This window comes from Wandonia sp. (assembly GCF_984588085.1).
On sequence record NZ_CFIGVI010000063.1, the window covers coordinates 1 to 12472 of the forward strand.

Consider the following 12472-nt stretch of genomic DNA (forward strand, 5'->3'; position numbering starts at 1 on the left):
TTCCGCAATAACCGTACTTTAAGCAGGCAAATCTGGCTGAGAGAAAATCCATAATTATCCGAACATTTCTTCTACCAACTCTTCTGAGCATTCGGTAGCTGGGATACAATGCAGCTTTTTCTGATGAATGTATACTACCTTGTCGCAATAGCGTGTTGCTAAATTTGGTTGATGGGTACTCAACAAGATAATCTTACCGCCATCAGCTAGTTTCCTGAGTTCTTTAAACATACGTGATCGGTTTCCTACATCCAGAAAAGCCTCCGGTTCATCTAACAAAATTACCTCTGCATTCTGAAAAATTGCCCGGGCAACAAGCCCCATTTTTTGTTCTCCGTCACTTAATTCGGTAAAAACGGACGTTGCAAACTCCTGTAGGTGAAATATTTCAAGAACCCTGAGCGCCTCCTGTTTTTCTTCCTGCGAAGGAATGTCCAAAAAGTTTCGCGTAGAAGATCTTCCCGAAAGAATAACATCTAACAAAGTCACTCTACCAAATACGGGTTGCTTTACCGGAACGTATACCATTCCTGAAAACGGACGAAACGATTTTCCGAATTGCATTTTGCAACCAAAAAAGTCAATGTTACCTGTAATATCTTGTGTAAACCCACAAAGCCCCCTTAAAAAAGTAGATTTGCCTGATCCGTTCTTTCCCAACAAAGCTGTCATAGTTCCTTTTTCGAGCAGAAATTCAGAAACGCGAAACAGCTCCTTACCACCAATAGCTACCCGAATATCATCCAGTTTCATCATATCCCTATTTGCTTTTTTGAAGAACGAATGATCACAAAAATAATTACGGGAGCACCGAACAGTGCAGTAATAGCATTTAGAGGTAATGGCAAACCGGCATTTCGCAAGATAAAGTCTGCCAGTACAGCTATTAACGCACCGCCAACAAACGAAGCAATTAACAGAACAAGATGGTGCACACTCTTAAAAAGGAGTCGGATCAACTGAGGAACAGCAATTCCGATAAAACTAACAGGCCCACACTGTAAAGTAACCAGAGTAATAAGAATACCCAATGTCAAAACAATCATGAGTCGACCTTTGGAAAGGGAAAATCCGGAAGCGATAACCTGTTGTTCTCCATACACCCATGCATTCAATAATTTCGGGAAATAGAAAATACCGAAAAGAATAACACCTATCAACACCAGGGCATACCATCCGAATGTATCATGAGAAACGGAAGAAAAACTTCCAAACCCCCACTCAACATAACGCCTCGTTTGTGCATCGTTGGCCAGATTCAACAATAGATTGACAAAGGAAGAAGCAAAAAAACTAATCATCAGACCAATCACAAGAAGTGTTACACCTTTGATCCATTTATTGAGAATAATCAGGACTACTAAAACACTAAAAGCACCAATCGCTCCTAATGCATATTGCGAAAACAAACCTGTCCATTCAGCTACAAATCCTGTAGCCAGAATCCCGGCAGCCACACCGACGGATGCACCACTTGACACCCCCAGAACACCAGGTCCGGCAAGGGGGTTTCGGAAGAAAGATTGAAGTACTAACCCTGAAAAAGCCAGTGCTCCTCCGCTTAATGCAGCGTTTATGGTCCGCAATAATCGCTCTTCCATAATGTAGCTCCAGGACGTATTTTCTACAACACCTCCCCACAGCAACGACCAGGCTTCCTGTAAAGGAATATTAGCATCACCCGAGAAGAGGTTCAATCCAAAAAATACAATAAGAAGAAAAACAATCCCCCCAACTACTACTATGTCTTTTCTTGAAATAATGACGTTTACCTATAAATTATGTATCACGACAAAACTACACAAATTTCCAGTTGCCGAATTTACAATTACCGAATAGTACAGGTCTATTCTCGTTTTATACCACCCGCTCTTTTACATCCCGGTTGTAGGCTCTCATTTCCTCCCATGTATACATAGACTTTTGAGGCGCACTTTCTAACCTTTCTCTGTAAAACCCTGTTACAAAAGCAACAAAGTCCTTTACTGAGATAGATGAGCTCTGTACATTACGTGTAAAAGGATGATCAAATCGTTGTTCTTTAGTAAACGAGTTACTGTTCAGACTAATAATAGGTGCCGTATCTGTAAACTTTTGTGACTGCCATATATTTCCTGATTTCTCTAACTTGTTCAAACGATCCATCAAATCCTCGGGTTGGATTCTGGGAAAGCTCTTGCGCGTAGCGGTGTCAATCCAGGTCGTATACTTATACTCTAACTCATAGCAGTTATCCGGATAGATACTAAGTACCATATCTGCAATTTCCGAATGAGCATACAAAGCATAATAATGGACAGGACGAGGCGCATGAACAATCTGAATACGGACATCCTCAATCCACTCTCGATTGCCCTGATCTCCAATCAACCGATAATCTTCCCTGACCCGGCTGTACTCTTCTTCCCAATCTGCCTGATAAGCTTCGGGGTTGACAAGCACATCTCCAAGATTCTCTAAAAACCAATCGTACTTATCTACACACATCTGTACCTCTTTTTGCTCGGTAAACTGAGCACCAAAAGGAGCATAAAACAGTTCTTTTTCCTTTTTATTAATCCAACAAACCAGTTTAAGGGCTAAATCTGACTCAGGAAGATGAGGATTGTACTCCCGAAAATCTCCAATGAGTGCCATTTGTTTGAACACTTTTCCAAACGTTTTTACCATTTCCGGATACATAAAGCACCACACCCCCATAAACCCATCGATATCAAAATGATTATTGGTAACCACAGGAAATGACAACTCGGGAATATTCTGCTCTACAGCATTGATTACAATTTCAGTACTTGTGTCTGCCTGTAAGTCAGAGTGAATATTTGCGCCTCTCCAATGGGAAAGACAAAATGCTTTCGGATGAAAACAATCCACACCAACAACTTCAGAATGATTACCTATGTCATTGAAAGGAATAAATCTTTTCATATTTCTGTTATTTTCAAAAAAGGGAGACATTTTCATGCCTCCCCAAAAAGTACTCTTTTACAATCTCAGACGAATATGGAACAGAAAGTGTGTTCCTGCCTGTGGATAATAATAATTTTCCGTTGTTCGTTCTCCACCATATATATAGCTGAAGGTATACCCGTTATTCTCATAGAGATTATTGAAAATGTTGTTCACCATAAATCCAAATGTCATTTCTTTAAAGAATACATCTCTCAATGTATAGTTTACACGGAAGTTCGTTACAAAGTATCCGTCCAACTGTCGGTCTGCATTAGATGTATTGTCCAAAAACTGACGACCTACATATTTGTTAATAAACGAGATCTCTAAATCATCTACAGGTAGAACAGAAATTCGTGCTCCGGCAATAACATTCGGAGAAAAAGCGATGTCTGTATTTTTGTGTGTGATCACTTCCTGCGTTCCGTCATCATAATTGTCTATATACTCCGTAAATTCAGCAATTTTATTGAGACTGAATGCCGCATTAGCTGTGAAATGAAGATATTTGATCGGTTTGTACCCCAGTTCAATTTCCGTTCCCAAACGATAACTTTTATCGACGTTTGAACGTGTATATCCTCCCACATCATTGATCTGACCGGTAAGTACCAACTGATCTTTATAGTACATGAAATATTCGTTGATATTCAACATCAACTTTTTGTAACGCATACGATAACCGAACTCAATATTATGCAATTGCTCCGGATTCGGACGACTATCCGGGGTACTCTCTGTAAAGTCCTTACGCACCGGCTCCCGATTCGACATGGCATACGAAAGATACAGGTTATGCTTTTCATTGAAATCATACATCAAACCTGCTTTCGGATTCAGAAAGTGATAATTTACCACTTGGTCCGTCAGCGTCATTTCTTCATTAATCACAGCGTTCCCTTCAAATCGAAAATCAACAAAACGATACTGTATATCGGCAAAGGCAATTAATTTCTTCCATTGGTAGGTAGCTTTCAAATATGAATTCGCTTCCGATTTTACAGCAAGGTTATCATAGTATCTATCACGGATATCGCTCTGTGAAGCATAACGTGCCCAGATAATTTCTCCAAAGTGATCCCCAATATATTGGTTCGCTCCTCCACCCCAAACAAGGTTAAACCCTTTTTGATTCGTGTAGTTCAGTGAGAAAACACCTCCGTAGAAATGGTTATCCAACCAACGGCGACGGATCAGATCTGTATTCACAACCGTATCACCTGCAACAATAACCGGCTGTAATCCATACGTGTCAAAATCGTCATCTCTTCTGAATTGCTCATAGTATCCTTTCCCTCTGGTATAATGACCCGACACATTCAAATTTAACTTGTTGGAGAAACGGTGTGAGAAGTGAAGCTGATAATGGGTTTGTTGGTAATGATCTACTTCATTGTCATAGTATTTTTGTTCACCATTTTCATCAATGTAAGCACCAGCAGAGTTCATACGACGATGATCATTCAGGTCGCCCTGAAAAACACCGTTCCACGCCTGATATGTTATTTCCTTTCCGCCAAAGATATTGAAACGCAGATTCGATTTCTTCCCGTGCCACGCTCCTGACACATAAAACGATTTCAGGTCAGAGGAAGCCCGGTCGATATATCCGTCAGAGGAAATCTTGGACAGACGTGCGTCCATACTGAATTTGTTATTAATTAACCCTGTACCTGCTTTAATCGTATGTCTCCAGGTATTAAACGACCCATACGCATTATCCAGTTCTGCATATGCTTTCTCATTCAATTCATTCGTCTGAAGATTGATACTTGCTCCGAAAGCAGCAGCTCCGTTCGTTGAAGTACCCACCCCTCTTTGCACCTGCAGATTATCTACAGAAGAAGCGAAATCCGGCATATTCACCCAAAATACACCATGTGACTCAGCATCATTGACAGGAATACCATTAATGGTGACATTGGTTCGGGTTGGATCTGTACCACGAATCCGGACTCCTGTGTAACCAACTCCCGCACCTGCATCGGAAGTAACAACTGTAGACGGTGTTTCATCCAAAAGATATGGTAAATCCTGTCCAAAATTACTTTTATCCAAATCTTCTTTACTGATTTCATTATAGGTTGTCGGAGTTCGCTCGTTGGCACGAACCGCTTCAACAATTACATCCCCGGTCATAAAAGACGTCGGTTGGAGAGAAATGGTTATTTCCTGATTCCCATCCTTGATTTCGATTGTTTTCTCAAAATCCTGATATCCCAGAAAACGTGCCTGAACGACATACGTTCCATTCGAGAGTCCCTGAATTTCGAAATCTCCGGAAGAACCGGTGTGTGTTCCTAAAAAGGATTCTTTGATTCCAACTTGCGCTCCGGTAAGCGGTTCTCCTTCTTCATTCTGAACCTTTCCTTTGATGGAATGTTGCGCTTTGAGATGAATGGGAATGGCCATCATTGCCATCCCAATAAAAGCAAAAATACTTGTCTTCATGTTTAAAAAACATTTAACAAGAACAAGGGGCTAATTCTTGGGAATTAGTAAAAAATTAAAATGATAAAATTGTCACTCATTTCCCTTCGCCGGCATGATCCGGATCAGGTTCAATGGGTATAATCTCAGCCCGTCAACAGACAGACACCCCTTAGAGACGCCGCAAAGGTATAACAAGCATTCGGATTTATCAAAGAGGAAATACGCATTCTTTATCTGAACAGGTTACAAGAAGCCTTCAAGACACTGATTGTATTATTGTTACCATCATTCCTCAATATATAGATCGATACAATTCGAGGTCATCACCGCTACAGCGCCTCAAATTGACAGAACTTATTAAGTCAAAAAATATCCAGAACCTATCTTTAAAAAACTACTATTTATCAGAGTTGTTCCCGAACAATCTTCTCTAAACCGTCTATAAAACGTGGATGATCATTGGAACTTGGAACCAGTTGTACCTTTTCACCTCCGTGTTCTTCAAAAATTTCCTGGTATTCGTCTCCTATTTCGATTAGTGTTTCCAAACAGTCTGCAACAAAAGCAGGACTAAAAACCAGTAATTTTCTAGCTCCTTTTTTAGCCCATTCTTCCACTACATCATCGGAAAAAGGACGCAACCATTTTTTATCCAATCGCGACTGGAAGCAGACAGTATATCTTTCTTCTGGGATTCCCAGCTTTTCAGCAATTAGTCGTGTGGTAGCATAACTTGTTGCCTTATAACAAAACTTATTTTTCTGATTGATTTCTGTCTCACAGGGCTGGTCTTCACACAAATCCGTATCCTCATACACCTTATCCACCTGACGTTCAGGCAAGCCATGGTACGAAAATAAGATGTGATCATAATCTTCCAGATTAAATGATTTTGCCCGTTCGACAATAGAAGCGATGTACCCTTCATTATCCCAAAACTGCCCGACAATTTTCACCTCCGGAATTACCCACCATTTCCGGATAATCCGCATAGCTTTTTCAACAGCTGAACCGGAAGTCGCACTCGCATATTGTGGAAACAAAGGTAAAATAACAATACGATCGTAATTTGCTTTCCGCATTTTCTCAAGCACCTTATCCATAGATGGATTCTGGTAACGCATGGCTACTTCAAAAGTGACCTGCTCTCCTTCAAAACGTTTTTCCAGTGCTTTACACAAGTTATCGGTATGGGTAATCAGTGGAGAAATACCTTCTCCCAATTCCCATAACTCCTGATAAATTTTTGCCGATTTTGGGGCCCGAAACGGAACAATGATACCATTAACAAGTAGCTTTCGGGGCAGCCAGGGAATGTCTATAACCCGCGGGTCATTTAAAAACTCACGTAAATACCTCCGTACATCACTCACTTTGGGGCTATCCGGAGTTCCCAACTGAATCAAAAGCACACCTGTTCTTTTCATAATCACAAAAATACTAAGGAAACAACAAAGAGAAGTCCTTTTGGTTTAGCAAAAACGTAGATTCCTTAAATTCTATTCCAAATTTCTAAAATCTATCCCTAATTGCTCCTTAACTTTTCGGTTCTCTATTATTTTGGGGTTCTCTACCTGAACATCAGAAAATTCAGGAGCCTCCAACCCAAGGACCTCTGCCTGTTTGGTATAATACACCTTTCTGGAAGGATGTTCGTTGGAGCAAATATTAAATACTTCATTGTTCAACCCTTCATCTATAACTTTCTGAAAAGCAGTCAGCACATCCTCACGATTTACAAGGTTTACCGGAGAATGTGCATTAGGCAGCCTTTTCTTTCCAGCTAAAAAACGTCCCGGCTGCCGATCTCCTCCAATTAACCCAGCCAATCTTAAAACAACCAGTTTTTTACCGAAAAGCTTTCGCAACCCCTCTTCATAATTTAGCTGAATCAGGCCACTGCCCTCTGGTGTGTACTCATTTGTTTCATCCATCATTCCCCTTCCATCCGGATAAACAGAAGTGGAAGACGTTAATACAACTTGTTGTAGCGATTGAAAATTAACATTATCCGAAATCCATTGTATATGTTCTTCATAGGCTGTTCCGCTCATCGTTTTTGCCTTCAAAGGGTAGGCGATTACCAATACTTCAGGATTAATACTTTTCAATTTTCGATCAGAACTTTCGAGCAAAGGAGCTCCCACTTCCAAGATCAACGGAACAATCCCTTTATCTTCAAGCAAAGAGAACTGACTTTTACGCCTTACCGACCCTATAACTTTATATCCATTTCTGACAAGCTGCCTCCCCAGAGGAGCGCCTAACCAGCCACATCCCAAAATCAAAACGGCTTTCATTTTAAGATGGCTTCTACGTGATTAACAATAAAATCCACCCGATCTCTTGCTGAACCAAAAGGGACATCAATCAGTTCATACCCATGTTCAGAATAGGTTTCTTTTAGCTGATTATATGCTTTTACAGAATGATCAAACTCTTCCATACGCTCCTCGTCATTCTCGAAAATTTCGCGCCAGGGAGGCAAAACAAACACTAGCGGAAAGTACGAATAAGATGCAATATCGTTATTCAATTCTTCATAAACGGGTAATCCTTCCAACTCCAGATATGCCTTTACATCCAAAAGACAACGATCAAAAAAACACAGTTCTATACTCTCCGTTTCTTTGTAATCAAGTAGCATCCCCTGTTGAACTTTATAGGAGAACCCGGTGACATCCTTCCAGGGAAGATCATCACATTCATCTTCCAGACTTTTTCGAATTACTTCGCGTGCTACTTCTCTATACGCACAGTATCCTCTCTGTAACAACTCTTCTATAATAGTAGATTTTCCTGTTCCTCCTCCACCTGTTATTACGATACGCTTTGTCATTGTTTCATTTCTGTTTTGCAAAGGTATTATTCTCAATCAAATGATAAAAACATACAAATAATTCCGTTTTCGAAAAAAAACAGTTCTGTAATTGTGTATCTCAAAAAATTTCTCTTACTTGCACTCGTAACTAACATTTTAAAATCTACATTTATGTCAACAGAACCATTTATCGGTGAAGTTAAACTATTTGGGTTTAACTTTGCACCGCGCGGTTACCAGTTTTGTGCTGGACAATTACTTCCAATTTCAAACAACACGGCTCTTTTCTCGCTTTTGGGTACGACCTATGGAGGAAACGGTGTACAAACATTTGGTCTTCCGGATCTTCGTGGACGCGTTCCTATTGGACAAGGACAGGGACCCGGTCTTCCTGACTATGAAATGGGAGAAATACAAGGTTCGACTCAAACAACTATTTTGAGTTCAAACATGCCTGCTCACACGCACTCTGCAGTTGGTCTAAACATCTCTATGCCTGCATTTAGCGGATTAGGAGAAGATGCTACTCCTATCGGAAATTACATGGCTGCTACCTCTACAGATTTTTATGCTGCGGTAGCATCTCCGGGAGCTAGTATGGGACCTTTACATGTATCCGGTCAAACCGGAATTTCAGGAGGGTCTATTCCGATCTCCATTGTCCAACCACTGTTGGTTATGAATTATTGCATAGCCACTGTAGGAATTTTTCCCAGTAGACAATAAAAGTAAATGAATTAGCAGGGGAAGAAATTCCCCTGTTTTTCTTTATATCAATTATGAAAATAGGATTATTATTACCTCGCTCCACCTTTTACACCTCTATAAGTTTTGACATTTTTAACGGTGTAAAGGCTAAACTCATTGCCGACAGCAATGAACAAATTGAAATCTATACCGAAAATATTGGTTTCGGAGCAGAAAAGCAGGTTGTATACAGAGCTGCAGAACAATTAATCATGCAACACGATACTGATATAATTTTCGCCTATATCAGTCATAGTTCCGCTCAGTTACTACGCCCTCTTTTCGCATCTACCAATCGTGTACTTGTTGTACTGGACCCGGGAGCCAATCTACCACAGGAATGGCCAAAATCCGAAAACATTGTTTACCATTCTCTTAATAATGCCCTTGGTGCTTTTTGTTTAGGGGAGCTTATGAAAAAGGATGGTATTCGGGAAGCAGCTTTTTCCACAGGATATTATGACGGAGGATATCTTCAGACTTTTGCCCTTGCAAAAGGACTCGAAAAGGCCGGTATTCAATTAAACCATAATGTTGCTACCGGTTATATACGGGAAGAGTTTTCAATGAGAGATTTGAAACCTTATTTGGATTCAAATACAAACAAAGCGTTAGTCGCTATCTTCTCAGGAGATTTTTTACAATGGTTCTTTCAGGAAATGCAAGTAAAGTTTCCCGACAGAAAAGAATCTATTTATCTACCTCCTTTTTCTCTCGAAGAAACAATGCTTTTATCTGCGCCCTACCCTGGCGGGACAGTAAAGGGAATTGCTGCCTGGTCGAAGAACTTAACTTATGACAGCAATCTTGAGTTTATTGAAACCATGAAACAGAATAGCTATAAAATAAATCTATTCTCACTACTTGGCTGGGAAACAGGTATATTAATTAATCTCCTGAAACAAATTCATCGCTCTGGAGAAGGAAAAAAGACGGTTGCGGCCCTGACAAGTTCATCTATAGAAACTCCAAGAGGAAAAGTAGAATTTGATCCGGAAACAAATACTTCCTACGGATCTCTCTATACTGCTAACATTGTAAAAAATGACCAAAACAATTGTGAGCTGCTCATATCCGGCACCCTTGAAACCCAACCAGCGTTTTCTGAAATGATAAAATTAGAACTTGAAAATAGTGTATCCGGTTGGCAAAACAGTTATGTATGCAATTAGATAAAATTCCTAAAATAGCAATTCTATGCAACGGTAAGTTTGCTATTCCGGCTATCCAAATCCTTGGTATTGAGAAGATGCTTTGTGGAATTGGTGTTGGTGATGCTGACTCGTCTTTTGTTTCTCTAATACATGACGAATGCGAACGCGCACAAATACAGTTTAATCATTTTCCCTCTAAAGATAAGGTAAGTGAATTACGAAGCTGGTTGGATAAACTGCAACCGGACTATATCTTCTCTATTTGTTTTCCCTTTCGTGTAGACCGAAAAGCATTAGAATATAAAGAAAATGCTTTTATAAATTTCCACACCGGTCCCTTACCTGAATTCAGGGGACCAATGCCCATATTTGAAGTATTGCGATATGGAAAAGAATACACGGCTATGACTGTACATTATATGTCTGAAAACTTTGATGAAGGCCCTATCATTTTTGAAGAACGAATTCCGATAAAAAGCAATGACACATTCGGATCACTAGCCTTAAAACTCTCTGAAGTTTGCGGATATGCAGCAAAAAACATGGCACAAATGATACAGTTTGGAAGCCGGATTCCTTCATTCCCTCAACACGAGAAAGAGGCCCGTTACTTTGAGTATCCGGAGAAAGAGGATACACAAATCAGATGGAATCAAATGTCTGCACAGGAAATTGAAGCCCTTATACGCGCATGCAATCCCTGGAATACAGGAGTAGAGGCCATTCTGGAAAATCGCCCCGTGCGTCTGCTCAGTGCCAACACAACAGATCTAAAGCACGAAGTGCTCCCCGGACAATGTCTTGGATTGGACGAGAAAAGAAGACTTATTGTCTCCTGTATGGAAAATACCTGCATCGCTATAAATGTGTTACAAATCGACAAAGGTTTTTGTTCTGCTGACGAATTCTTCCTATCTTCGCGCCACATTAGCGGAAAAAACCCAGCTAACACATTACTTTTTAATAACTTAACAAGGTAACATCATGAAAAAAAATCGTACAAAACTCTTTTTACTGAGTTTACTTATGTCCGGATCATTGTTCGGACAAACTCAATTTTGGTCAGATGACTTTGAGGACACAGGGTCTCCGACTTCCGGAGTGAGAACCCCCTCGAATAATATAGGTTTAGGTGACCCTTCAACCTTTTATTTCAAAAGAGCAACCAATAGCCAAATCGACGTATCTTTTGGCTCCTATGTCGGTCAAAGTGGCACCACTTTTTGGGCCGGAGAAAATCATGGGGGTCTTTTTGGACCAGGTAACGAAGAACAGAATATTGTCTTTTCCAGTATTGACATCAGTGGAAAAACAGGGTTGACTTTTAAAGGTCTCTTCGCAGCTAATAATCAAGGCGCTGCATTTGAAAACATGGCTTTAGGAGCTTCTCATAGTGATTATATGATTGTAGAATACACTATTGATGGTGGTGCTTATCAGCCTCTTTTTAACTTTTTTGCCAACAACAATACCGCAAGTGGAATCAATAACAAATCTCTTGCAGAAGACACTAATGGTGATGGTATAGGAAACGGAGCATTACTTACTACGAATTTCACAACATTCACTAAATCAATTGCAGGTACGGGGACAACACTAACCTTAAGAATACGCTGTTCTTCAAATGGAAACAATGAAGAAATGGCCTTTGACAATTTCCGACTACTTGCAGATGCTTGTGTTCCTCCAGTGATAACAGCTAACTCTTCAAACCGTTTTATCTGTTCTGGCGGGAATACCACTTTCGGAATTAGTGCTACAGGTGCTACAGCCTACCAATGGCAGGTGGATACGGGAAGTGGATTTTCGGATATATCGGATGGAGGAGTTTATTCTGGTGCGACCACTACCACATTGACAATTACAGGTGCAACGGCTGCAATGGATGAATACATATATCGTTGTGTAGCCATAAACGGAACTGCTGCCTGCTCAACTAATTCAAATGGAGCAACTCTATACATCTCTAACATTGTTACTTCAGGTTCAAAAACTGATGTAACCTGTAATGGAGTAGCTGATGGAGCAGCTGCAGTATCAGCATCAGGAGGAGCAACTCCTTATTCATATAACTGGTCGCCATCCGGAGGAACCGGAAGTTTAGCAACTGGTCTTGCTGCCGGATCATATACGGTAACAGTAACTGATAATATTGGTTGTACAGCTACTCGTAGTTATACAATTGATCAACCAACTGTTCTTACAGCAACAGCTAACTCACAAACAAATGTTTCTTGTAACGGAGGCTCAAATGGTGCTGCTTCTGTGGCTGTTTCAGGTGGAACAACTAATTACTCATACGACTGGACTGGAACACCAAATGGTGAAGGAACAGCTTCGGTTACCGATCTTGCGGCAGGAGCAA

General features: G+C 40.4%; 11 protein-coding genes and 1 riboswitch. Of the genes, 4 read left to right on the forward strand and 7 right to left on the reverse strand.

Annotated elements, in window-relative coordinates; genetic code table 11:
* Positions 1-54 precede the first annotated feature (54 nt).
* The 7 genes from AC4PL9_RS14340 to AC4PL9_RS14370 all read right to left on the reverse strand — a co-directional run bounded on the left by AC4PL9_RS14340 (position 55) and on the right by AC4PL9_RS14370 (position 8224).
* The gene (locus tag AC4PL9_RS14340; RefSeq protein WP_491605437.1) at positions 55-756 is read right to left on the reverse strand and encodes an ABC transporter ATP-binding protein; all 702 of its coding nucleotides are present in this window, start codon (positions 754-756) and stop codon (positions 55-57) included.
* Positions 753-1763 (reverse strand): FecCD family ABC transporter permease, encoded by a 1011-nt coding sequence (locus AC4PL9_RS14345; RefSeq protein ID WP_491605447.1) that lies wholly within the window; start codon positions 1761-1763, stop codon positions 753-755. Before AC4PL9_RS14345 ends, AC4PL9_RS14340 begins: the two co-directional genes overlap by 4 nt.
* Before the next feature lie 94 nt (positions 1764-1857).
* The gene (locus AC4PL9_RS14350) at positions 1858-2928 is read right to left on the reverse strand and encodes a DUF6687 family protein (protein ID WP_491605438.1); all 1071 of its coding nucleotides are present in this window, start codon (positions 2926-2928) and stop codon (positions 1858-1860) included.
* A 57-nt stretch (positions 2929-2985) separates the two neighbouring features.
* Complete coding sequence (locus tag AC4PL9_RS14355) at positions 2986-5403, reverse strand: TonB-dependent receptor (protein ID WP_491605439.1); 2418 nt, start codon at positions 5401-5403, stop codon at positions 2986-2988.
* A 63-nt stretch (positions 5404-5466) separates the two neighbouring features.
* Positions 5467-5565: riboswitch (TPP riboswitch) on the reverse strand.
* 224 nt (positions 5566-5789) lie between these two features.
* Positions 5790-6812, reverse strand: coding sequence for a ferrochelatase (gene hemH, locus AC4PL9_RS14360; RefSeq protein WP_491605440.1), 1023 nt, complete (start codon positions 6810-6812; stop codon positions 5790-5792).
* Between the two features lie 72 nt (positions 6813-6884).
* The gene (locus AC4PL9_RS14365) at positions 6885-7685 is read right to left on the reverse strand and encodes a Rossmann-fold NAD(P)-binding domain-containing protein (protein WP_491605441.1); all 801 of its coding nucleotides are present in this window, start codon (positions 7683-7685) and stop codon (positions 6885-6887) included.
* On the reverse strand, positions 7682-8224 hold the full coding sequence (locus tag AC4PL9_RS14370; RefSeq protein WP_491605442.1) for an AAA family ATPase: 543 nt from the start codon (positions 8222-8224) through the stop codon (positions 7682-7684). The genes AC4PL9_RS14365 and AC4PL9_RS14370 overlap by 4 nt, the downstream gene beginning before the upstream one ends.
* 153 nt (positions 8225-8377) lie before the next feature.
* On the opposite strand from AC4PL9_RS14370, the gene AC4PL9_RS14375 reads away from it, so the two are divergent.
* From AC4PL9_RS14375 to AC4PL9_RS14390, 4 genes are all read left to right on the forward strand, one after another.
* Positions 8378-8932 (forward strand): phage tail protein, encoded by a 555-nt coding sequence (locus AC4PL9_RS14375; RefSeq protein WP_491605443.1) that lies wholly within the window; start codon positions 8378-8380, stop codon positions 8930-8932.
* A gap of 53 nt (positions 8933-8985) precedes the next feature.
* Positions 8986-10125 carry an ABC transporter substrate-binding protein gene (locus tag AC4PL9_RS14380; protein ID WP_491605444.1) on the forward strand — a complete coding sequence of 380 codons (1140 nt, stop codon included), beginning with the start codon at positions 8986-8988 and terminating at the stop codon, positions 10123-10125.
* Positions 10116-11087 carry a methionyl-tRNA formyltransferase gene (locus AC4PL9_RS14385; RefSeq protein WP_491605445.1) on the forward strand — a complete coding sequence of 324 codons (972 nt, stop codon included), beginning with the start codon at positions 10116-10118 and terminating at the stop codon, positions 11085-11087. The genes AC4PL9_RS14380 and AC4PL9_RS14385 overlap by 10 nt, the downstream gene beginning before the upstream one ends.
* A 4-nt stretch (positions 11088-11091) precedes the next feature.
* A partial coding sequence (locus AC4PL9_RS14390) for a SprB repeat-containing protein (RefSeq protein ID WP_491605446.1) occupies positions 11092-12472 on the forward strand: 1381 nt, incomplete at its 3' end.